The following is a 20,114-nucleotide window of genomic DNA, read 5'->3' as shown; positions in this document are numbered from 1 at the left end:
CGTCCCGCGACGGCGGGGGGATTTCACATCCCCCCGCACCCCCCTGCGGCGTCATGCGGCCGCCCCGATGGCGGCGGGCTGATCTGTTCGGGCAGGTCGATGTCGCGCAAAAGGCCCGGCGCGGGAACCTGTCTGGACGGCGCAAGATCGCGCAGCAGCCGACCCGCGCCCTGATCCCCGGTCAGCTGCGCCAGCCGGGGCAGCCAGTCGCGCGGAAAGCAGGCGGGGGGCAGGGGCGCGATGCCGTCATGGCTGCAGGACGGCAGACCATCCGCGGCCAGGCTGACGATCTGCGTCAGATGCGCCGCAGTGACGTCGGGCATGTCGCCCAGCGCGATCAGCAGGCGGTCAGGAGTGCCGGCCGCGGACAGGCCCGCGCGCAGGCTGTCGGACTGCTGGCCCTGCGCGATCAGGACGATGCGGAAACCATCTAGCAACGGTGCCAGTGCGGGATTGGCGATGACGGCGATGCGGTCGTCCAAGGGAATGGCCCGCATCGCCTGCGCGGCATGCGCCACAAGCGGCATCCCCGCAACCGTCGCCAGCAGCTTGTCCGACGGACCGAAACGGCGCGAGGCGCCAGCCGCTAGCAGCAGGCCGGTGCAGGTCACGCTGTCAGCACCTCGTAGGCGGCCAGGATCTGGGTCAGGGCCGAGGCCGCGATCAGGCGCGGATCGCGGGCCGGGCTGACGACGCCGATAGGCCCGGTGATCCGGTCCAGCGTCACCAGGTCGAACCCCTGTTCGGTCAGCGCGGCCAACCGTGCCGCCTGCGCCCGCCGCGACCCCAGCGCGCCGATGTAGAACGCCTCTGACCGCAGTGCGCGGGCCAGCGCGGGCAGTTCGCGGTCGTGGTCGTGAAACAGCGTCACCACGGCGGTATGGGCATCCGGCGTCGCGTCCTGTCCCATCACGGGCATGTCCATCGCCGTGACCAGGGTGGTCAGGGCCTGCGCCTCGTCCCCCTCTCCGTGGATCTGGAACGCGGGAGGCGGCGGCAGGACCAGGGAAAAGTCGTCGGGGTCGGGATCGCCCGCGCGGCAGGGCGCACCGGTGCGCAGGTTCAGGCACCATCTGCCGGTCCGCCGGCGGATGCGGTCGTCCCAGATGGCGCCCAGCCAGTCGGGGTCGGGCTTATGGATCAGCGCGATCTGCACCGTGCCGCCGCAGGGCAGCGGCAGATCGACGGGGCCGCCCACGCCATAGGTCAGCCGCGTCACCGGGCCGGGCGCGTCCAGATGCGCCGCGATGTCCGCATCGATGCAGCCCGCGCCAAGACGGCCCACGCGACCGCCATCGGGCCACAGTGCCATCATCGCGCCGGGGTGGCGGGGAAAGCCGCCCTTGGCATCGGTCAGCATGGCCAGCGACCCGCCGGGACGGCGCAGCAGCGCCTTGACGGGACAGTCGGCGGTGGCGGTGATGGGGGCGGAAATCGACATGGCGCAGGCTTTCGGCAATCGGTGCTGGCAGCCTAACGCAGTCGGCCCGATTTGGATGCCGAAAAAGCGACCAGGATGGTCATTCCGGACAGGGTTGTCCGGCTGCCCCCCATTTCACCACGTCGTCGATATGCGCCTGCAGGCCGAAGGGCGCGGGTTCGCGGCCACCGCCGGGCGCGAAACCCCAAGCGACAAAGCCGCCGTGGCTGGCATCGTCGCGCAGGTGTTCGGCCAGCTCGACCCAGTCGCGCCCGCCGTTCCGCTGCGGGTCGCGCAGCTGGCGGCACAGGGCGGGACCGTCCAGGCCGAACCATGCCATCTCGACCGGGGGCAGCTGCCAGGGGATCATCGCGTTCGGTGCCTGATGCGGATCCGATTCCAGCGTCGAAGCGGTGACGTGGCAGGTGGCGCAGGGCAGCGTCTCGACCCCCATGCGGCTGTCGCCGCCGCTGACATGCATGCCGTGCGGGCGGGGTTCGGGATATTCGGGGCCGGACCACATGGGCAGGTGATCGGGCCCGACATGGCAGTTGGCGCAGCGCGGATGCGACACGACCTGCCGCACGCGGTCCCATGCCGCCAGACCGTCGGCGGTGCTGACCGATCCCGCCGCAGGCGGAGCGACGATCGAGGGCATGACACCCTCGGCCCAGGCCGGGCCGGTCATCAGCAGCAGGGCCAGCAGACGCATCATGCGAACCGCACCCCCCGGGCAAAGGGCAGGTCGCGCAGGCGCAGGCCCGTCGCGGCGAAGATCGCATTGCCCAAGGCCGCGGCGGCGGGCGGAACGCCGGGTTCGCCCAGGCCCCGCAGGGGGCCGTTCTCCAGCAGGCGGACCTGAACGGCGGGGGCCTGGTGCATGCGCAACCCCTCGTAGGCATGGAAATTGGTCTGATCGGGGCGGTGGTCGCGATAGGTCAGTTCGCAGTTCATCGCATGGCCCAGCCCGAACAGCATGCCGCCCGACAGCTGCGCATCGGCGTTCACCGGGTCCAGCACGATGCCCTCATCGGCCACGGCAAAGGCCTGGGTCAGGCGGATGCCCTGCGGTGTGTCCTGAACCTCGACCACCTGGGCGCAGGGCACGCCGAAGGACAGGCAGAACGCCACCCCCCGCCCGCGCCCCTGCCCCGCGTCGCGGCCGGTCCAGCCCGACAGGTCGCGGACCCCCTCCAGCACCGCGCGCGAGGGGGCGTGGTCGCACAGGCGCAACAGCCCCTCCAGCGGGTCGATGCCGGCCTGCGCGAACATCTCGTCCAAGGCGGTGCCCAGGAAGAAGCCGTTCGACGATGCGCCCACCGACCGCCAGCTGCTGACCGGCACCGATTCGGGCGCGCGCAGGCCCGTCACGCGGAAATGCGGGATCGCGAAGGGCTGGTCCCATGCGCCGGTGGTGATGCTGAGGTCAGGTCCGGGCGGCGCGCTGGCCACGCGCCCGAACCAGGAGGCGATGACCGACGGGCTGGCCACCGCCAGGTCCAGCGCCTGCACGCCATCGGCGGTCACGCGGCCCCGGACGCGGGCGATCTGCGCGGGGCGGGGCTGGTCATAGGCGAAATCCTCCTCGCGCGACCAGGTCAGCTTGACCGGACGACCGGGGACGGCCATCGCGATCTGGACAGCCTGGGCGATGAAGTCGATCTCCAGCCGGCGGCCGAAGCTGCCGCCGATCATCTGGTTCTCCAGCCGGATCGCGGTCTTGGGCAGACCGGTCAGGGCGGCGGCGCGGGCGACCGCGAAATCGGGGACCTGCGTGCCGGCCCAGATGGTGCAGGCATCGTCCGTCACCAGCACGGTGGCGTTCATCGGCTCCAACGGCGCATGGGCCAGGAAGGGCACGCGGTATTCGGCGGTGAAATCGCCGGGGCCGATGGCCGCATCCACGTCGCCATCGTCCCGCTTGCGGCTGTCGATGTCGCCCGCGTCATGGGCGGCCTGCAGCGCGGCCCAGATCGCCTGCTGATCGCCCGCCGTATCGGGGGCCGCAAATTCGACGTCCAGCGCCTGCGCGGCCCGCATCGCGGACCAGGTGTCGCGCGCCAGAACCGCGACGCCCCCCGTGATCGGCAGCACGCGCAGGACGCCGGGCAGGCCTTCGGCCGCGACGGGGTCCAGCCGTGCGACCGTCCCGCCCCAGGGCGCCATCCGCACCGTCGCGTGCAGCATGTCGGGCAGGACCAGATCGATCCCATAGACCTGCGTGCCGGTCGATTTCGCGACCACGTCAGCGCGCGACATCGGCTTGCCCAGCCAGCGCCACTGCGACCGGTCGCGCAGCACGACCTGGGTCACGGGGGGCGTCGCGGCGGCGTCGCGGGCCAGGTCGGGATAGGGGATGCGCGTGCCGTCGGGCAGGATCACCGCGCCCTCCGCGGTGTCCAGATCGGCGCGGTCCAGCCCGTGGCGCAAGGCGGCGGCCTGCTTCAGCGTCTCGCGCGCGACGGCGCCCGCCTGGCGCAGCTTGTCGAAGCCGTCGGTGGTCGAGCTGGACCCACCGGTCATCTGCCAGCCCAGCAGGCGCGCGGGAATGTCGGCAGCGCCCCGTGCGGTTTCTGCCAGCCAACCGGTATCGGTCGGCGCAAAGGGCATGAAATCCGAGATCAACGCGCGGTTATAGTACGTGGCGCTGACCGGGCCCGGCACGATACGGGCGGTGGCGGGGTCGATGTCCAATTCCTCGGCGATCAGGGCGGCTTGCAGCCAGCGGGCGCCCTGCCCCTTGTCGGCGCGCGGCGCGACCAGCGTGACGCCATCCACGTCGATCAAGACATAGGGGTTCAGCGCGCCTGCATCCGTCCCCGCAAAGGGATCCGGCAGCGGGCGCGCATAGCGCCAGGCGCCAAAGGCCACGCCCCCGGCCACGGCGACCGACCCGATCAGGAAACCCCGCCGCGCGATCCGCCCCGCGCGCGGCATCAGGCAGACCCGATGCGGATCGCCGCCGACCGGATCGCCGCGCGGATGCGGGGATAGGTCGCGCAGCGGCACAGGTTGCCCGACATCGCGTGGTCGATGTCCGCGTCTGACGGGTCTGCATTCAGCGCCAGCAGGGACGCGGCCTGCATGATCTGGCCGGACTGGCAATAGCCGCATTGGGCGACCTGCTGCTCGATCCAGGCGGCCTGGACCGGATGCGGGTCGTCGGGCGTGCCCAGCCCCTCGATCGTGGTGACCACTCCGACCACGTCGGCCAGGCGGATCTGGCAGGCGCGCACCGCCATGCCGTCCATGTGCACCGTGCAGGCCCCGCATTGCGCGATGCCGCAACCGTATTTCGTGCCGGTCAGGCCCAGCAGATCGCGCAGCGCCCACAGCAGCGGCATCTGCGGGTCGGCGTCCAGGTCATGGGTGTTTCCGTTGACGATCAGTCGCATGGACGCAATCTGCCGCAGCCCGCCGCGTCGCGCAAGCGGGCGCGTCCATGGCAAAAGGCCGCCAATCCTTGCGGATGGCGGCCCCTGCGCAGTCGGACAGACAGATCTTACTTGATCTTGCCTTCCTTGTATTCGACGTGCTGACGCACGACCGGGTCGTATTTCCGGACGGACATCTTTTCGGTCATCGTGCGGGCATTCTTCTTGGTCACATAGAAGTGGCCGGTGCCGGCGGTCGAGTTCAGCCGGATCTTGATGGTGGTCGGCTTCGCCATGGTTGTTGCTCCTGCTTCGGGGCAATCGCGCGCCGCAAACCCCGTGGAATTCTTATCGAAGCCGCCTTTTAGCCCCGCAGGTGGCGGAGTCAACCGCCAAAGCCGCGGATTGGCACGAAAACATGGGTCTTGGTCGCAGAAAACGGCGCGCCGACGATAAACGCCCTGCACCATGCGAAACGCCCCTGGCAGGAAGCCGAGGCGTTGGTCAGTCCGTCGATGTGGGGAAAGAAGTGGCAGCCCGTAGGGGAGTCGAACCCCTCTTTTCAGGTTGAAAACCTGACGTCCTAACCGATAGACGAACGGGCCACTTTCTGTCCGCTGCCAGTCTTCCCTGGCGGCGTGAGGCGGTGTTTAGGCAAAGCCGCGAGAGGCTGCAAGCCAAAAAAACGGACCTGCCCGAAAAAAATCGCACGCGGCCCTCAGGCCCCAAGAAATCCTGCGAAAATAAGCCACAAGGGCAAGGTCAGTGCCGCAAGGACAGTCTGCCAGGTGAAGATCGCGGCATAGAAATCGGCGTCTCCGCCCATCTGGCGCGCCAGGATATAGCCGACGGGCGCCCCCGGTGCGGCCGTGGCCAGCACGCCCGACGCGACCTGCCCTGCAGGCAGGCCGATGACCAGCGCGGCGGCCAAAAAGATCACCGGGCACAGCGCCAGCCGCAACCACACCCCCAGCCATAGCGCCGGGTCGCGCTGCCACAGGCGCGCGGGATCGATCCCCGCCCCCACCGCCAGAAGGCCCACGGCCAGCGCCCCCTGCCCCAGCCAGTCCAGCGGCGACAGCACGACCGCGGGCAGCGCGACGCCCGACAGGTTCAGCGCCAGCCCCGCCGCGCAGGACAGCACCATTGGGTTGCGGCCGATCTCGGCGCCGATGCGGGCCGTGGCCCCCGCGGGGCGCGGCCCGTCCGACAGCAGCGTCAGCGCCACGATGGCCGAGATGTTGAACGCCGGGATCAGGAACGCAAAGGCCACTGCCAGGTCGCCAAGCGCCTGCCCGCCCAGGCCCTGGGCCGCGACCGCCAGGATCAGCAGCGAATTGACCCGCAACGCGCCCTGGAACAGCGAACTGCTGCGCGGCCCGGTCTGATCCCGGCGCGCGGCCCAGATCAGAGCCAGCGCCCCGGTCGCCGCAAAGGCCAGCGCCATCGCGCCCAGATAGGGGCCAAGCCGCCCCAGGGACAGCTCTGACCGATAGATCGACGTCAGCAGGATCGCCGGGAACAGCACGCGGTATCCCAACTGCTCGATTCCCGGCCAGCTGGCGGCGGGAATCAGCCCGCCCCGCCGCGCCAGATGGCCCAGCAGGACAAGGGCTATGACGGGGATGACGGCCAGGGCTGCTTGCATGGGGACCTTTCGGCCGTGCGTCTTGCGGCCTTTCGCGCGGGGTTGTAGACCCGCGGCCAACGAAAGGAAACGTCATGTCGATCACCGAGGATCAGGCCCGCAAGGTCGCCCATCTGGCGCGCATCGCGGTCGATGATGCCGCCCTGCCCGCCCTGGCGCGCGATCTGTCCGGCATCCTGCATTTCATGGACCAGCTGAACGAGGTCGATGTCGAGGGCGTGGAACCCATGACCGGCGTCACCCCCATGCGCCTGAAGCGGCGCGAGGATGTTGTGACCTCGGGCGGCATGGCCGACAAGATCCTGTCCAACGCCCCCGACGCCCGCGAGGGGTTCTTTGCCGTGCCGAAGGTGGTGGAATGACGAACGCGAACCGACTGACCATTGCCGACGCGCGCGACGCGCTGCGCGCAGGCGATCTGACCTCGGTCGAGCTGACCGATGCCTGCCTAGGCGCCATCGACGCCGCGGGCGCGCTGAACGCCTTCGTGCATCACACCCCCGACATGGCGCGCGACATGGCCCGCGCTGCCGATCAGCGCATCAAGGCGGGCGACGCCGCGCCGATGACCGGCATCCCGGTGGGCGTCAAGGACGTCTTCTGCGTCAAGGGCGTGCCGTCGCAGGCCGGCAGCCGCATCCTGCAGGGCTTCACCCCGGAATACGAATCGACCGTGACGCAGAACCTGTGGAACGCGGGCGCGGTGATGCTGGGCAAGCTGAACCAGGACGAATTCGCCATGGGTTCGACCAACGAATCCAGCTGCTATGGCCCGGCGGTGAACCCTTGGCGCGGGCCGGACGGCGCGCAGCTGACCCCGGGCGGCAGTTCCGGCGGTTCGGCCGCAGCCGTCGCGGCCGATCTGTGCCTGGGCGCGACCGGCACCGATACGGGCGGATCGATCCGCCAGCCCGCGGCCTTCACCGGCACGGTGGGGCTGAAGCCGACCTATGGCCGGGTCAGCCGGTGGGGCGTCATCGCCTACGCCTCCAGCCTGGACCAGGCGGGGCCGATGACGCGCACGGTGCGGGACGCCGCGATCATGCTGGGCGCGATGGCATCCGCCGATCCCCAGGACAGCACCTGCGCCGACCTGCCCGTCCCCGATTTCGAGGCCGCGCTGACCGGCGACATCCGTGGCAAGCGCATCGGCATCCCGCGTGAATACCGCGTGGATGGCATGCCCGACGCCATCGACGCCCTGTGGCGTCAGGGGGCCGAGATGCTGCGCGATGCGGGCGCCGAGGTCGTTGACATCAGCCTGCCGCACACGAAATACGCCCTGCCCGCCTATTACGTGATCGCGCCCGCCGAGGCATCGTCGAACCTGGCCCGCTATGACGGCGTGCGGTATGGCCACCGCGCCACCTTGGGCAAGGGCGACGGCATCACCGAGATGTACGAGAAGACCCGCGCCCAGGGCTTCGGCCCCGAGGTTCAGCGCCGGGTGATGATCGGCACCTATGTGCTGTCGGCGGGCTTCTATGACGCCTATTACAACCGCGCCCGCCGCGTGCGCGCGTTGATCAAGCGCGATTTCGACCAAGCCTTTGCGGCAGGCGTCGATTCGATCCTGGCGCCCGCGACGCCCTCGGCGGCCTTCCCGCTTGGCTCGGGCGACAAGGGCGATCCGGTGCAGATGTATCTGAACGACGTCTTCACGGTGACGCTGAACCTGGCGGGCCTGCCCGGCATCGCGGTGCCGGTGGGACAGGACGCGCAGGGCCTGCCCCTGGGCCTGCAGCTGATCGGTCGCCCCTTCGAGGAGGGCGGTCTGCTGAACCAGGCGCAGGTGCTGGAACGCGCTGCGGGATTTGTGGCCAAGCCGGATCGCTGGTGGTAACGTCCGCGAAACGGACCGATGGAGGCGTCATGCGCGGCTGGTGGATGATCGGGGTGCTGGCGCTGGCCGGATGCGGGGAACATCGGGGCTGGAACCCGAACTATCAGTTCGAGGCCGACCGGTACGGCCAGTACCGCACCGCACGCGAGGCGGCGCTGGTCACCGGCACGACCCCGGCCGCGACGATCCCCATCGCCCTTCCGGTCCAGGCGCCCACCGGCGCGCAGATCGCGGGCTCGGACCCCGTGCCGATCCCGCCCACGATGGGCCTGCGCATCCGCCGACCCGCGCCATAGGGCGACCGTGACAGCCTTTCCCAGCCCGAATCACGGCGACCGCCGCGGGCAGGTGCCGTCCCTGATCGTGATCCACTATACCGGCATGGCGGACAGCCCATCGGCACGAGCGCGGCTGTGCGATGCCGCGGCCGAGGTCAGCGCGCATTGGCTGATCGATGCGGACGGCACAACCGAACAACTGGTCTGCGAAACCCGCCGGGCATGGCATGCGGGGGCTGGACGGTGGCAGGAGCTGGACGACGTCAACAGCCGGTCCATCGGGATCGAGCTGGCCAATCCCGGCGACCGCCCCTATCCTGCGCCGCAGATGGCCGCGCTGCGCCGCCTGCTGCGCGACATCATGGACCGCTGGTCCATCGGGCCCGCTGGCGTGATCGGCCATTCCGACCTGGCGCCGGGCCGCAAGATCGACCCCGGCCCCCGCTTTGACTGGGAGGCCCTGGCGGCCGAGGGTCTGGCGACGTTCGCCCGCCCCGCGCCGACCGACCCTGACCCCGCTCTGGCGGAGGGCCTGTCCGCCCTGGGCTATCCCGACGTGCCAGCGCGTCTGGATGCGTTCCGCCTGCGCCACCGTCCCTGGGCCGCGGGCCCTGAGACGGCCGACGACCGCCGCACCGTCGCGCGGCTTCTTGGGGCGGCAGCCCCTTGACGCCCCGCGCGCCGCGTCCCATACGGGCGGCGCGCGGAGGGCTGGATGACCGCGGCAGGGCGACCTGTCGAGGAAAGTCCGGACTCCATGAGGCGATGGTGCCGGGTAACGCCCGGCGGGGGCAACCCCAGGGATAGCGCCACAGAGAACAGACCGCCCATCCCCGGATGGGTAAGGGTGAAACGGTGGGGTAAGAGCCCACCGGGGGGCTGGCAACAGCGCCCGCATGGCAAGCCCCACCAGGAGCAATGCCGAATAGGGATCGCGCGCGGAGCAATCCGCAGGGCCGCCTTGCCCCAGCAGATCCGGGTAGGCAGCTAGATCCGTCCGGTAACGGACGGACCAGAGGAATGGTCATCCAGCCGCGCAAGCGGTGGACAAAATCCGGCTTACAGGCCCTCCGCGCAACTCAGGCCTTCTTGCCGCCCTTGCCCCGCGCCTCGGTCGCGGTGGCGATCGCCTTGGCGGATTCGCCCTGCATCTTCTGGGTGAAGGCGACCATCTGCGCGGCATACGTCTCGGCCCAATCGGCGAATGCGCTGCCGCCGGTGCCGCCCGCGGCGGACATGGCCTTGGCGCGCATCTCCTCGCCCTGCTTCTGCATGGTGGCGAACTGGTCCTCCCAGGCCTTCTGCATCTGCTGCCACTGGCTCTGCATGGCCTCGCTGGCGCCTTCCATCTGGGCCATGACGCGGGCGTTGACCTCCTGCTGCTGCTGCATGGCCTGGGCCTGCCACTGGCGGGCCTGCTCCATCGCCTCCTCCTGGCCCTTGGCCATCGCGGCCTGCCATTCGGTCAGGCGTTCCTGAAACTGGCGGGCATTGTCGGTCAGCGTTTTCAGCATGTCGGGCAGTATCATCACGGCTCCTCCCAAGGCTATGGGGCCATGAGAAAGGCCCCCGGATGCAAGCCTGCGTCCGGGGGCCGTGTTTGTCAAACCTGCGCGATCAATCCGCGGTCTGGACCGGGCTGTCCGCGGGCAGGCCCTGCTGCCGTTCGATCTCGCGCCAGCGGGCGACGGCGGCGTTGTGTTCCTCCAGCGTGCGGCTGAAGGCGTGCCCGCCGGTGCCGTCCGCGACAAAGTACAGATAGTCCGTCTCGTCGGGGTTCAGCGCCGCGCGGATCGCAGCCCGGCCCGGATTGGCGATGGGCGTGGGCGGCAGTCCGTCGATCCGGTAGGTGTTGAAGGGCGTGGGCGTGTCCAGCTCCGACCGGCGCAGGCCGCGGTCCAGCACCGCCTGCCCGTTCGTGACGCCATAGATCACCGTGGGGTCGGTCTGCAGGCGCATCCCCTGGCGCAGGCGGTTCACGAAGACGCTCGCGACCTGCGGGCGTTCGTCCGCCTGCCCCGTCTCCTTCTCGACGATCGAGGCCATGATCAGCGCCTCCTCGGGCGTCTCATAGGGCATGCCGAAGGGACGCGCCTCCCATTCCTGCGCCAGGATGGCGGCCTGGCGGCTGGCCATCTGGGCCAGGATCGCGTTCCGGTCGCCGCCCTTCTCCAGCAGGTAGGTGTCGGGCGCCAGGCTTCCCTCGGCCGGGATCTCGGCCACCTCTCCGGTCAGGAAATCGGCGGCGCGCAGCGCCTCGACCACCTGCCAGCTGGTGACGCCCTCGGCCATGACCAGCGACAGGCGCACGTCGGCGCGGTCCTGGGCCTGGACCAGGGGCGCCGGACGGTCGCCGCTGCCGGGGGTCCAGCGCGCCATTTCCTCATAGGCGCCGGTTTCGGGGTTGGTGTCGCGCAGCAGGACAGTGTTCTCGCGCACGCCGACGCGCACCACGACCTCGGTCCCGCAGGTCGAGGGGCCGCCCGCCGTCACCGTCTCGACGATCTGCTCCATGCTGGCCTGCGGCGGCATCAGGAAGCTGCCGAACTTCAGGTCGCGCGCCTTGTCCATGTAGTCGGCCCCGGCGCGAAAGATGTAGGCGTTCGAGATCGCCCCCTGCGCCGCCAGCTGGTTGCTGACCGCGTTCAGGCTGGCGCCCGGAGAGATCTGGACGCATTGCGCGATGGCGCTCGGGCCCGGCCCGCTGAATTCGCGCTTGGCCCAGGCCACGGCCGCCGCCGCCGCGATCAGCAGCACGATGGCCAGCGTCAGGAAGTTCGAGGCGATGTTGCGCCAGATCATCCGGCGACCTTCCCCAGCACGAGGCTGGCGTTGGTCCCGCCAAAGCCGAAGCTGTTGGACAGCGCCACGTCAACCTTGCGGCGCACCGCGGCATTGGCCGCCAGATCCAGCTTCGGCGTCACGGCGGGGTTGTCCAGGTTGATCGTCGGCGGGCAGATCTGGTCGCGGATCGCCAGCACGCAGAAGATCGCCTCGACCGCGCCGGCCGCGCCCAGCAGGTGACCGATGCTGGATTTCGTCGACGACATGACCGCACCAGACGCGGCATCGCCCATCAGCCGTTCGACCGCGCCCAGTTCGATCGTGTCGGCCATGGTCGAGGTGCCGTGCGCGTTGATGTAATCGATGCGGTCCGGCGTCAGGTTCGCGCTGCGCAGCGCCGCCTCCATCGCGCGGTATCCGCCATCGCCGTCCTCGCTTGGCGCGGTGATATGATAGGCATCGCCCGACATGCCATAGCCCAGCACCTCGGCATAGATCTTGGCGCCCCGCGCCTTGGCGTGCTCGTATTCCTCCAGCACGACGACGCCCGCGCCCTCGCCCATCACAAACCCGTCGCGATCCGCGTCATAGGGGCGGCTGGCCGCCTGCGGGTCGTCCTCGCGCTTGGTCGACAGCGCCTTGCAGGCGTTGAAGCCCGCGATGCCGATCTCGCTGATCGGGCTTTCCGCGCCACCCGCGATCATCACGTCGGCATCGCCATAGCGGATCATCCGCGACGCATCGCCGATGGCGTGGGCGCCGGTCGAACAGGCCGTGACCACCGCGTGGTTCGGCCCCTTGAAGCCGTAGCGGATCGACACCTGCCCCGAGATCAGGTTGATCAGCGCGCCGGGAATGAAGAAGGGCGACACCCGCTTGGGCCCGCGCTCCTTGATCAGCACCGCCGTGTCCGCGATGGACGACAGCCCGCCGATCCCCGAGCCGATCATCACGCCCGTGCGCAGGCGGCTTTCCTCGTCCTCGGGCATCCAGCCCGCGTCGGTCACCGCCTGATGCGCGGCGGCGATGCCGTACAGGATGAAGTCGTCCACCTTGCGGCGGTCCTTGGGCTCCATCCAGTCGTTCGCGTTGAAGGTGCCGTCGCTGCCGTCGCCCAGGGGGATCTCGCAGGCGTATTTCGTCACCACGTCGGACGCGTCAAAGCGCGTGATCGGTCCCGCGCCGGATTTCCCGGCCAGCAGACGTTCCCACGTCGCCTCGACGCCGGACGCCAGTGGCGTGACCATCCCAAGCCCGGTGACAACAACCCTGCGCATCGGCAATTCCTTCAGCTGCTCGTAATTTCAGCCCTGATACACGCGCCCCCCCTGCCGCGCAACGCCACGAAATTGCGATGGGCGGGCCATGGCGGCGCGCCGCCGGGGGGTCCGGGGGGCTGGCCCCCCGGCACCTCGCGGGACGCAGATCAGCCCAGGCCCGCGGCCCGGAACCGGGCCCGGATGTCGGATTGCGGGCGCGCGCCCACATGGCCGATCACCTCGGAGGCCGCGATGATGCCCATGCGTCCCGCGACCTCCAGCGGATGCCCCGAGGCAAGGCCATAGATCAGCCCCGCCGCGAACTGATCGCCCGCCCCCGTCGCGTCCACCGGCACGACGCGCCGGACCGGCACCGTAACGCGCTCGCCACTCCGGATCAGGATCGCGTCGTCGCCCGACCGCGTGCAGATCACCGTGCCGCAATCCGCCTGTGCCAGGCGCAGCGCCTCTTCCAGATCCTCGACCTGGTACAGCGACTGCCATTCGTGGACGTTGCCGATCACGTAATCCATCGGACCCGCGACCAGGCGGCGGAAATCATCGCGGTGACGGTCCACGCAGAACGGGTCCGACAGCGCGATGCCCGCCTGTCCCCCCGCCGCGTGACAGCAGTCGGCGGCCTTCAGGAACGCGGCCTTCCCCTTGTCCTTGTCGAACAGATAGCCCTCCAGGAACAGCCAGCCCGCGCCGTCGAACACCTCGGGCGCGACATCCTCCGGCCCCAGCTCGGCCGAGATGCCCAGATAGGTGTTCATCGACCGCTCTCCGTCGGGCGTGACGAAGATGATCGTGCGCGAACTGGGAAGCCCCGCCCCCGCCACCGGCGCGTTCACAAAGCGCGTGCCCGCGGCCTCGGTCTGGCGGGCATAAAGCCGCCCGATCTCGTCATCGGCGACACTGCCGATGAAGGCCGTGCGCAAGCCCAGCCCGCCGATGCCCGCCAGCGTGTTCGCCACGCTGCCGCCCGCGACCATGCGCGCCTGGTCGCGGCGCGCCGAATGGTCGTCGGCCTGGGCGGCCATCAGGTATTCCGACCGCTCTCGGTCGACCAGCTGCATGATGCCCTTGGTGATGCCCAGGGCCTCCAGCCGCGCTTCCTCGGTCGGCGCGATGATGTCCATCACGGCATTGCCGATGCCGATGATATAGGGCCCAGTCCGGTCCGGGGTGGTCATGCGGTCTTCTCCTCATAGGGGCACAGGTCGCGGATCGGGCAGATGCCGCAGCGGGGTTTGCGCGCCTGGCAGACATAGCGCCCGTGCAGGATCAGCCAGTGATGCGCGTGCGTCTGGAACCGGACGGGGACGTTGTCCTCGATCGCGCGCTCGACCTCGTCGACGTCGCGGCCCGGGGCGATGCGGGTGCGGTTGCCCACCCGAAAGATATGCGTGTCGACCGCCTGCGCCGGATGGCCGAAGGCACAGGACAGCACGACATTGGCCGTCTTGCGCCCGACACCCGGCAGGCTGGTCAGGGCGGCGCGGCTGTCGGGCACCTGCCCGGCGTAATCGTCGACCAGGATGCGCGACAGGGCGATGACGTTCTTGGCCTTCTGACGATAAAGCCCGATGGTCCTGATATGCTCGGTCACGCCCTCGATGCCCAGTTCCAGCATCTTCTCGGGCGTGTCGGCCACCGCGAACAGGCCCCGCGTCGCGCGGTTCACGCTTACATCCGTCGCTTGCGCCGACAGCGCGACCGCCACGACCAGGGTGAAGGGGTTCACGAACAGCAGTTCGGTCTCGGGCGCCGGGTTCGCCTCGGCCAGGCGCGAAAAGATCGCAACCTGATCGGCAAAGGGCAACGGGGGCGGAATGCGACGCTGGATGGCCATGCCTGCTTGTGACCGCCGCCGCGCCCGTTTGCAAGCGCGCCCCGTCCCGGCGGGACACGGGCGGGTTTCTGCCGCGTTTCCAGTGGCCTCCACGAAACAGTGACTTTCCTTTGGCGCGGAACTGCGACAGCTTGCCACGCGTTGACGGCAGATCCCGGAATCGGTTCCACCAACCGCCGGGGCAGCCACGAACGCACCGGGTGCGGCACCAAGGCCCGCCCGCGACCCAAGGAAAGGGAGCCCGATGAACCTCCGCAAGACTTCGATCCTGGCCGTTTGTGGCCTGACCCTACTGGGCGCCTGCGCGCCCGCGATGACCGATACCGGCACCGGTGCCACCGGCCTCAGCCGCACCCAGCAGGGCGCGCTGGCCGGCGCCGCCGTGGGCGCGCTTTATGGCGGCACGCGTGACAGCGACAGCAACAACCAAGGCCGCGACGCCGCACGCGCCGCGATCATCGGTGCCGCCGCAGGTGCCGTGGCCGGCAACATCCTGGACCGCCAGGCAGCGGCGCTGGAACAGTCGATCAGCAACCCCAACGTGCAGATCGTCAACCGCGGCAGCTACCTGCAGGTCATCCTGCCGGAAGGCATCCTGTTCGCCACCGGATCGGCCGCCGTGTCCGGCCCGGCGCAGACCGACCTCTATGCCGTCGCGCGCAACCTGAACCAGTACCCGAACAGCCGGGTCGAGGTCGTGGGCCACACCGACAACACCGGCAGCGCCGCCCTGAACCAGGACCTGTCGCAGCGCCGCGCGCAATCGGTCGCGGGCATCCTGGCCGCCGCCGGCGTGGCATCGGGTCGCCTGTCGGCGCTTGGCGCCAGCTACAACCAGCCGATCGCATCGAACGATACCGCCGCGGGCCGCGCGCAGAACCGTCGCGTCGAGATCCTGATCCGCCCGACGCAGTAATCCTGCCGCATCGCGACCAGAGGCCGGGCCATTGCCCGGCCTCTTTGCATTGGCAGGGTCCGGTTCTAGGATGGCCTTCCAGAACCCCGGGATACCGCCATGTCCGACGCCGACAGCCCCTTCCAGCCCATCGACGCCGCCCGCCTGTCCGACGCCGTCGTGGCCCAGATCGAGGCCCTGATCCTGCAGGGCGTGCTGCGCCCCGGCGAACGCCTGCCGGGCGAACGCGAACTGGCCGAACGCATGGGCGTCAGCCGCCCTTCCCTGCGCGAGGCGCTGGCCACAATGCAGGCCGACGGGCTGCTGGTCACCCGACCGGGCGCGGGCGTCTTCGTGGCCGACGTGCTGGGCAGCGCGTTCTCTCCTGCCCTGGTCCGCCTGATCGCGCGCCATCCGCAGGCGGCCGACGACTATCTGACTTTCCGCAAGGACCTGGAAGGGCTGGCCGCCGAACGCGCCGCCATGGCCGCCGGAGAGACCGACCTGGCCGTGCTGGACCGCATCGTCCAGGCCATGCGCCATGCCCATGCCAGCCCCGATCCGCAGATCGAGGCCGCGCTGGACGCCGATCTTCATATGGCCATCGTGGAATCCAGCCACAACCTGATCGCGCTGCACCTGATGCGCGCGATGCAGGATCTGCTGCGCCAGGGCATGCTGTTCAACCGCCCGCGCATCTTTGCCAGCCCGGAACTGCGCGACCGCCTGCTGGACCAGCATATCGCGATCAACGATGCGCTGCAGGCCCGCGACGGCCCCCGCGCCCGTGCCGTACTGGAGGATCATCTGGACCTGGTCGCCCGCACCCTGACCGCGCAGCGGCGTGCCGACGATCACGCGGCCGTCGCACGGCTGCGCCTGCAGAACCGCCGCGCGCCATAGCAAAAAGGCCCCCGAAGGGGCCCTTTCGATCAGTCTTGGCCGGGTGTGGGACCGGGCGATCTCAGTTCAGGCGACGCGCCACGTCCTCGATGGCATCGTCGATGCCGGCCGAACGCTGTCCGGCGCGCACCTGGCCTGCCAGGATCTCGGCGGCGGCGGCGATGGACGCGGCGACCGCACGGTCGCGGACCGCACGCACGGCGTCGTTCTCGGCGCTGGCGATCTGGTCCTGGGCCGCCTGCAGGCGACGGTCGATCGACCGGGACAGATCCTCGCGTGCCGTGGCGGCCTGGGCCTCGGCCTCGCGCTTGGCGTTGGCGACGATCTGGTCGGCCTGCGTCTTGACCTCGCGCGAGCGACGCTCGTAGCTGGCATAGATCTCCTGCGCTTCCTCGCGCAGGCGACGGGCCTCGTCCAGGTCGTTGCGGATGCCCTCGGCGCGCTTGTCCAGCAGGCCGCCGATCAGGCCGGGGACCTTGAAGTAGACCAGCACCCCGATAAAGCCCAGGAAGGACAGCAGCACGATGAAGTCGGTGTTGCGCAGCGAGAAGAAACCGTAGTCGCCCGATGCGGCCATGGCGGGTCCGGCGCTGAACAAGATCAGCGTTGCGATCATGCGGTTCATTGCACGGCCCCTTTCATGCGCCCGTCCAGGGCTGCGCCCACGGTGGCGTCGTCGGCCTGGCCGCCGAAGGTGCGGACCAGTTCGGCGGTGACATCTTGTGCCACCTCGCGCGCGCTGACATCGGCGGATGCGCGGACCTCGCGGATGCGCGCCTCGGATTCGGCGGTGCGGGCGGCGATTTCGGCATCGGCCTTGGCGATCGCCTGGTCCAACTGCGCCTGGATCTCGGCACGGTTGCGGGCGACGATGGCCTGAGCCTCGGTGCGGGCATCGGCCAGCGCCTTGTCATAGGCAGCCTCGGCCTCGCGGGCCTTCAGCTTGAATTCTTCGGCGGCCATCAGATCGCCGGTGACGGCACCCTGACGGTCGGACAGAACGGCCGCGATCCGCGGCAGGGCCACGCGCGACAGGACCAGATAAAGGACCACCAGCGTGACGACCAGCCAGAAGATCTGGTTGCCGAACGTGGCGATATCCAGCTGCGGCAGGCCCGCGGCTTCGGCGGCGTGTCCGGCTGCATCGACCCCGTGGGTCGCGGCATCGGCGCCGTGGGTCGCGGCATCGTCGATGACGATCGCGCCCTCAGTGGTTTCGACCGCGGTGGTGGCGGCCTCTTGCAACAGGCTGAACATATCCTACCCCATGGCCTTGGAACGAACGAAGGGGCGGGGGACAGGCCCCCACCCCGCCGCAAGGATGGCCGTGGATCAGACCGCGAACATCAGCAGAAGCGCGACGAGGAACGAGAAGATCCCCAGTGCTTCGGCGAATGCCATGCCGATGAACAGCGTGGCGGTCTGGCCGGCAGCGGCCGACGGGTTGCGCAGGGCACCGGCCAGGAAGTTGCCGGCGACGTTGCCGACGCCCAGGGCGGCAAAGCCCATGCCGAACGCGGTCAGGCCGACGCCGATGTACTGGCCCAGTTCTGCGATATTGCCTTCCATGGTATTTCTCCTTGCGGTTGGAAGTTGGTCGATCTTGGTGGATGCGGACCCGATGCGGGACCGCGCAGGGGCTGCGAGGACCGTCGCGTCAGTGCGACGGGTGCAGCGCGTCCTTGAGGTAAACGCAGGTCAGGATGGTGAACACGTAGGCCTGGACGATGGCGACCAGCACCTCGAAGGCGTACATCCCGATGACCGCGATGATGGCGACAGGGGCGACGGCGGCGATGGCCGCGAAGCCCGCGAAAACCTTGATGACGGCGTGGCCGGCGATCATGTTGCCCGCAAGACGAATGGACAGCGACAGCGGACGCACGAAGTAGCTGATGACCTCGATCACGGCCAAGACCGGGCGCACGGCCAGCGGCGCCGAGCGCACCCAGAACAGGTCCAGGAAATGCGCGCCGTTCTTGACGAAGCCGATGATGGTGACGCCGAAGAACACCGCCAGCGCCAGAACGCCGGTGACGGCGATGTGCGAGGTCGTGGTGAAGGCCAGCGGCAGCAGGCCCAGCAGGTTCGCGAAAACCACGAACATGAACAGCGTCAGGATGTAGGGGAAATACCGCAGGCCATCCTTGCCGGCGATGTCCTCGATCATCTTGTGGACCAGGCCGTATGCCATCTCGGCGATGGACTGGGCGCGGTTCGGCACGATGGCGCGGCCGCGGGTGCCCAGCACCAGCAGCGCGATGGATGCCAGCGCCGTCAGCGCCAGCCACAGCGTCACGTTGGTGGGCGTGTACCACGCCACGGGCCCGTCACCGAACAGCGGCGAGACCACGAACTGGTCCATCGGGTGGAATTCAAGGCCGCCGCCAGTCGCTTCCGTCGCCACGATCAGTCCCTTTCGTCACGGTCCGGCCGTTCGCCGGATTTTTCGCCTTCCGGCGCGGGGCCGGATTTCCTGTCAAGCTCGGACGCGGTGCGCATCATGGATTTGACGCCAGCCGCAAGGCCGAGGAAGATGAACAGGACCATCAGGAAGGGCGTCGTGCCCATCAGATAGTCCAGCCCGTAACCGAACACGAAGCCCAGCCCCAGGCCGGTCACAAGTTCGATCACCATCCGCCAGGCAAGGTTTGCCTGTTCGTACTTTCCCATCGGGCCGGGGCCTTCGGGTTTTGGCGTCAGGGCGGCCAGCTTGGCCTCCAGTGCGCGCAGCCGGTCGGCATCCGCCGCCCTGTCCGCATCGCCCTGGGGTCTTTCGGCCATCTGTCACGCCCCTGACGTCGTTGGGCGCTGTCTAGGGGCAGACGCCCCCCAAGTCAAGCAACTGAGACCTGCCTGCAACGCATTGATCCACATTGTCTTTCTTCGATGACGGCAATCTTGCAATCCCGATCGCGCCGCGCCATCATTCAACCGCCCGGTTGACCATCGCCCTCCGCAGAAAGCCCCGCCATGACCCCGCCCACCCCGCCGGACCGGCTGGATCTGATCTTTGCGGCCCTGTCGGACCCGACGCGGCGTCGGGTGTTGTCGATGCTGCTGGAGGATGACATGGCGGTCAGCGACGTGGCCGATCCGTTCCAGGTCAGCCTTGCGGCGATCTCCAAGCATCTGGCGGTGCTTGCGGCCGCCGGCCTGATCCGGCAGGAGAGGCGCGGCCGGATCACCTGGTGCAAGCTGGACCCGGACGGGATGCGCCAGGCCTCGGTCTGGATGCAGGGGTTCGGGCAGTTCGACCCGGTGGACCTGGACGATTTCGAACGTTTTCTGAACGCCCAGCTGGGGGATGACGATGACCAAGACGCCTGACGTGCTGTGCATCGGCGCGATGCTGTGGGACGTGATCGGCCGCGCGCCGCGCCGCATGGCGCCGGGTGCCGACGTGCCGGGCCGCATTCGCCACCTGCCGGGCGGCGTGGCGCTGAACGTGGCTGTCGCATTGGCGCGGTGGGGCATGACACCGTCGGTCCTGTCCGCCGTGGGCCGCGATTCCGAGGGCGAGGGCCTGATCGCCGAGGCGCAGCGTCTTGGCGTGATGACCGAGCATCTGACGCGTGACGCGGGCCTGCCCACCGACTGCTATATGGCGATCGAGGACAGCGAGGGGCTGATCGCTGCCGTGGCCGACGCGTTGAGCCTGGAGCTGGCCGGCGCGGCGATCCTGGCGCCGCTGGACGCCCTGCCCGCCTGGACCGGCCCCGTGGTCCTGGACGGCAACCTGACCGAGGAACTGCTGGCGGCCATCGCCCGCGACGCGCGCCTGATGCGCGCCGATCTGCGCGTGGTGCCCGCCAGCCCCGGCAAGGCCGAGCGCCTGGAGCCGCTGATCGCGGC

25 protein-coding genes, 1 tRNA gene and 1 other RNA gene are annotated in these 20,114 nt (G+C 69.5%); 9 read left to right on the top strand and 18 right to left on the bottom strand.

What is annotated here, in order from left to right; all coding sequences use genetic code 11:
- Positions 1-23 precede the first annotated feature (23 nt).
- The 8 genes from FHD68_RS08325 to FHD68_RS08290 all read right to left on the bottom strand — a co-directional run bounded on the left by FHD68_RS08325 (position 24) and on the right by FHD68_RS08290 (position 6,442).
- Positions 24-611 carry a nucleotidyltransferase family protein gene (locus FHD68_RS08325; RefSeq protein WP_139085515.1) on the bottom strand — a complete coding sequence of 196 codons (588 nt, stop codon included), beginning with the start codon at positions 609-611 and terminating at the stop codon, positions 24-26.
- On the bottom strand, positions 608-1,441 hold the full coding sequence (locus FHD68_RS08320; protein ID WP_127898315.1) for an XdhC family protein: 834 nt from the start codon (positions 1,439-1,441) through the stop codon (positions 608-610). The genes FHD68_RS08325 and FHD68_RS08320 overlap by 4 nt, the downstream gene beginning before the upstream one ends.
- Before the next feature lie 79 nt (positions 1,442-1,520).
- The gene (locus FHD68_RS08315) at positions 1,521-2,135 is read right to left on the bottom strand and encodes a hypothetical protein (protein ID WP_127898314.1); all 615 of its coding nucleotides are present in this window, start codon (positions 2,133-2,135) and stop codon (positions 1,521-1,523) included.
- Positions 2,132-4,429: a xanthine dehydrogenase family protein molybdopterin-binding subunit gene (locus FHD68_RS08310; RefSeq protein WP_341872752.1), complete on the bottom strand. Its 2,298-nt coding sequence runs from the start codon at positions 4,427-4,429 to the stop codon at positions 2,132-2,134. The genes FHD68_RS08315 and FHD68_RS08310 overlap by 4 nt, the downstream gene beginning before the upstream one ends.
- The gene (locus FHD68_RS08305) at positions 4,357-4,815 is read right to left on the bottom strand and encodes a (2Fe-2S)-binding protein (RefSeq protein WP_127898313.1); all 459 of its coding nucleotides are present in this window, start codon (positions 4,813-4,815) and stop codon (positions 4,357-4,359) included. The genes FHD68_RS08310 and FHD68_RS08305 overlap by 73 nt, the downstream gene beginning before the upstream one ends.
- A gap of 107 nt (positions 4,816-4,922) precedes the next feature.
- On the bottom strand, positions 4,923-5,090 hold the full coding sequence (gene rpmG, locus FHD68_RS08300) for a 50S ribosomal protein L33 (RefSeq protein WP_042244479.1): 168 nt from the start codon (positions 5,088-5,090) through the stop codon (positions 4,923-4,925).
- A 234-nt stretch (positions 5,091-5,324) separates the two neighbouring features.
- A tRNA-Glu gene (locus FHD68_RS08295) sits at positions 5,325-5,399 on the bottom strand.
- A gap of 113 nt (positions 5,400-5,512) precedes the next feature.
- Positions 5,513-6,442 (bottom strand): AEC family transporter, encoded by a 930-nt coding sequence (locus FHD68_RS08290; RefSeq protein ID WP_127898312.1) that lies wholly within the window; start codon positions 6,440-6,442, stop codon positions 5,513-5,515.
- 74 nt (positions 6,443-6,516) lie between these two features.
- Here FHD68_RS08290 and gatC point away from each other — a divergent pair, with 74 nt between their 5' ends.
- The 5 genes from gatC (at position 6,517) to rnpB (ending at position 9,641) form a co-directional block, all read left to right on the top strand.
- On the top strand, positions 6,517-6,804 hold the full coding sequence (gene gatC / locus FHD68_RS08285; protein WP_042244485.1) for an Asp-tRNA(Asn)/Glu-tRNA(Gln) amidotransferase subunit GatC: 288 nt from the start codon (positions 6,517-6,519) through the stop codon (positions 6,802-6,804).
- Positions 6,801-8,285, top strand: coding sequence for an Asp-tRNA(Asn)/Glu-tRNA(Gln) amidotransferase subunit GatA (gene gatA, locus FHD68_RS08280; RefSeq protein WP_127898310.1), 1,485 nt, complete (start codon positions 6,801-6,803; stop codon positions 8,283-8,285). The genes gatC and gatA overlap by 4 nt, the downstream gene beginning before the upstream one ends.
- Positions 8,286-8,314: 29 nt before the next feature.
- Positions 8,315-8,581 carry a hypothetical protein gene (locus FHD68_RS08275; protein WP_127898309.1) on the top strand — a complete coding sequence of 89 codons (267 nt, stop codon included), beginning with the start codon at positions 8,315-8,317 and terminating at the stop codon, positions 8,579-8,581.
- Between the two features lie 7 nt (positions 8,582-8,588).
- Positions 8,589-9,233 (top strand): N-acetylmuramoyl-L-alanine amidase, encoded by a 645-nt coding sequence (locus tag FHD68_RS08270; protein ID WP_240542388.1) that lies wholly within the window; start codon positions 8,589-8,591, stop codon positions 9,231-9,233.
- Positions 9,234-9,266: 33 nt separating this feature from the next.
- Positions 9,267-9,641, top strand: an RNA gene (gene rnpB, locus FHD68_RS08265) — RNase P RNA component class A.
- Between the two features lies 1 nt (position 9,642).
- Here rnpB and FHD68_RS08260 read toward each other — a convergent pair.
- The 5 genes from FHD68_RS08260 to nth form a co-directional block, all read right to left on the bottom strand.
- Positions 9,643-10,092, bottom strand: coding sequence for a hypothetical protein (locus tag FHD68_RS08260; protein WP_127898308.1), 450 nt, complete (start codon positions 10,090-10,092; stop codon positions 9,643-9,645).
- A gap of 88 nt (positions 10,093-10,180) precedes the next feature.
- Positions 10,181-11,362, bottom strand: a complete 1,182-nt coding sequence (gene mltG, locus FHD68_RS08255; RefSeq protein ID WP_176695014.1) for an endolytic transglycosylase MltG — start codon at positions 11,360-11,362, stop codon at positions 10,181-10,183.
- Complete coding sequence (fabF, locus tag FHD68_RS08250) at positions 11,362-12,624, bottom strand: beta-ketoacyl-ACP synthase II (RefSeq protein ID WP_045999383.1); 1,263 nt, start codon at positions 12,622-12,624, stop codon at positions 11,362-11,364. The genes mltG and fabF overlap by 1 nt, the downstream gene beginning before the upstream one ends.
- Positions 12,625-12,773: 149 nt before the next feature.
- The gene (locus FHD68_RS08245; protein ID WP_127898307.1) at positions 12,774-13,802 is read right to left on the bottom strand and encodes an adenosine kinase; all 1,029 of its coding nucleotides are present in this window, start codon (positions 13,800-13,802) and stop codon (positions 12,774-12,776) included.
- Positions 13,799-14,461 carry an endonuclease III gene (gene nth / locus FHD68_RS08240; protein ID WP_127898306.1) on the bottom strand — a complete coding sequence of 221 codons (663 nt, stop codon included), beginning with the start codon at positions 14,459-14,461 and terminating at the stop codon, positions 13,799-13,801. The genes FHD68_RS08245 and nth overlap by 4 nt, the downstream gene beginning before the upstream one ends.
- A gap of 244 nt (positions 14,462-14,705) precedes the next feature.
- On the opposite strand from nth, the gene FHD68_RS08235 reads away from it, so the two are divergent.
- Both FHD68_RS08235 and FHD68_RS08230 read left to right on the top strand, forming a co-directional pair.
- A complete protein-coding gene (locus FHD68_RS08235; RefSeq protein ID WP_127898305.1) occupies positions 14,706-15,377 on the top strand; it encodes a YiaD family glycine zipper/OmpA-like lipoprotein in 672 nt (223 codons plus the stop codon).
- A gap of 99 nt (positions 15,378-15,476) precedes the next feature.
- Positions 15,477-16,259, top strand: a complete 783-nt coding sequence (locus tag FHD68_RS08230; RefSeq protein WP_127898304.1) for a FadR/GntR family transcriptional regulator — start codon at positions 15,477-15,479, stop codon at positions 16,257-16,259.
- A gap of 61 nt (positions 16,260-16,320) precedes the next feature.
- Here the strand turns inward: FHD68_RS08230 and FHD68_RS08225 are convergent, their stop codons facing one another.
- From FHD68_RS08225 to FHD68_RS08205, 5 genes are all read right to left on the bottom strand, one after another.
- Positions 16,321-16,884 (bottom strand): F0F1 ATP synthase subunit B, encoded by a 564-nt coding sequence (locus FHD68_RS08225; RefSeq protein ID WP_045999388.1) that lies wholly within the window; start codon positions 16,882-16,884, stop codon positions 16,321-16,323.
- Positions 16,881-17,516 (bottom strand): F0F1 ATP synthase subunit B', encoded by a 636-nt coding sequence (locus FHD68_RS08220; RefSeq protein ID WP_084693672.1) that lies wholly within the window; start codon positions 17,514-17,516, stop codon positions 16,881-16,883. The genes FHD68_RS08225 and FHD68_RS08220 overlap by 4 nt, the downstream gene beginning before the upstream one ends.
- Before the next feature lie 75 nt (positions 17,517-17,591).
- Positions 17,592-17,828, bottom strand: coding sequence for a F0F1 ATP synthase subunit C (locus FHD68_RS08215; protein WP_022707390.1), 237 nt, complete (start codon positions 17,826-17,828; stop codon positions 17,592-17,594).
- An 88-nt stretch (positions 17,829-17,916) separates the two neighbouring features.
- Entirely contained in the window at positions 17,917-18,666 is a 750-nt protein-coding gene (locus tag FHD68_RS08210; RefSeq protein WP_045999389.1) for a F0F1 ATP synthase subunit A, read from the bottom strand.
- A 2-nt stretch (positions 18,667-18,668) separates the two neighbouring features.
- Positions 18,669-19,043 carry an AtpZ/AtpI family protein gene (locus FHD68_RS08205; protein ID WP_045999390.1) on the bottom strand — a complete coding sequence of 125 codons (375 nt, stop codon included), beginning with the start codon at positions 19,041-19,043 and terminating at the stop codon, positions 18,669-18,671.
- A 189-nt stretch (positions 19,044-19,232) separates the two neighbouring features.
- Between FHD68_RS08205 and FHD68_RS08200 the strand changes: the two genes are divergently transcribed.
- Complete coding sequence (locus FHD68_RS08200) at positions 19,233-19,589, top strand: ArsR/SmtB family transcription factor (RefSeq protein WP_045999391.1); 357 nt, start codon at positions 19,233-19,235, stop codon at positions 19,587-19,589.
- A partial coding sequence (locus tag FHD68_RS08195) for a PfkB family carbohydrate kinase (protein ID WP_244297801.1) occupies positions 19,573-20,114 on the top strand: 542 nt, incomplete at its 3' end. The genes FHD68_RS08200 and FHD68_RS08195, both read left to right, overlap by 17 nt.

This window comes from Paracoccus marcusii, from assembly GCF_006151785.1.
GTDB lineage: Bacteria > Pseudomonadota > Alphaproteobacteria > Rhodobacterales > Rhodobacteraceae > Paracoccus > Paracoccus marcusii.
Note: the sequence above shows the minus strand (reverse complement) of the source record. Positions and strands in the feature narration are given on the sequence as shown.

Coding starts and splice junctions, on each gene's coding strand:
- FHD68_RS08290 (WP_127898312.1), bottom strand. CDS start 6,442: ATGCAAGCAGCCCTGGCCGTCATCCCCGTCATAGCCCTTGTCCTGCTG.
- FHD68_RS08320 (WP_127898315.1), bottom strand. CDS start 1,441: ATGTCGATTTCCGCCCCCATCACCGCCACCGCCGACTGTCCCGTCAAG.
- FHD68_RS08245 (WP_127898307.1), bottom strand. CDS start 13,802: ATGACCACCCCGGACCGGACTGGGCCCTATATCATCGGCATCGGCAAT.
- rpmG (WP_042244479.1), bottom strand. CDS start 5,090: ATGGCGAAGCCGACCACCATCAAGATCCGGCTGAACTCGACCGCCGGC.
- FHD68_RS08305 (WP_127898313.1), bottom strand. CDS start 4,815: ATGCGACTGATCGTCAACGGAAACACCCATGACCTGGACGCCGACCCG.
- FHD68_RS08220 (WP_084693672.1), bottom strand. CDS start 17,516: ATGTTCAGCCTGTTGCAAGAGGCCGCCACCACCGCGGTCGAAACCACT.
- fabF (WP_045999383.1), bottom strand. CDS start 12,624: ATGCGCAGGGTTGTTGTCACCGGGCTTGGGATGGTCACGCCACTGGCG.
- gatC (WP_042244485.1), top strand. CDS start 6,517: ATGTCGATCACCGAGGATCAGGCCCGCAAGGTCGCCCATCTGGCGCGC.
- FHD68_RS08275 (WP_127898309.1), top strand. CDS start 8,315: ATGCGCGGCTGGTGGATGATCGGGGTGCTGGCGCTGGCCGGATGCGGG.
- FHD68_RS08235 (WP_127898305.1), top strand. CDS start 14,706: ATGAACCTCCGCAAGACTTCGATCCTGGCCGTTTGTGGCCTGACCCTA.
- FHD68_RS08260 (WP_127898308.1), bottom strand. CDS start 10,092: ATGATACTGCCCGACATGCTGAAAACGCTGACCGACAATGCCCGCCAG.
- FHD68_RS08200 (WP_045999391.1), top strand. CDS start 19,233: ATGACCCCGCCCACCCCGCCGGACCGGCTGGATCTGATCTTTGCGGCC.
- gatA (WP_127898310.1), top strand. CDS start 6,801: ATGACGAACGCGAACCGACTGACCATTGCCGACGCGCGCGACGCGCTG.
- FHD68_RS08215 (WP_022707390.1), bottom strand. CDS start 17,828: ATGGAAGGCAATATCGCAGAACTGGGCCAGTACATCGGCGTCGGCCTG.
- FHD68_RS08225 (WP_045999388.1), bottom strand. CDS start 16,884: ATGAACCGCATGATCGCAACGCTGATCTTGTTCAGCGCCGGACCCGCC.
- nth (WP_127898306.1), bottom strand. CDS start 14,461: ATGGCCATCCAGCGTCGCATTCCGCCCCCGTTGCCCTTTGCCGATCAG.
- FHD68_RS08315 (WP_127898314.1), bottom strand. CDS start 2,135: ATGATGCGTCTGCTGGCCCTGCTGCTGATGACCGGCCCGGCCTGGGCC.
- FHD68_RS08205 (WP_045999390.1), bottom strand. CDS start 19,043: ATGGCCGAAAGACCCCAGGGCGATGCGGACAGGGCGGCGGATGCCGAC.
- FHD68_RS08230 (WP_127898304.1), top strand. CDS start 15,477: ATGTCCGACGCCGACAGCCCCTTCCAGCCCATCGACGCCGCCCGCCTG.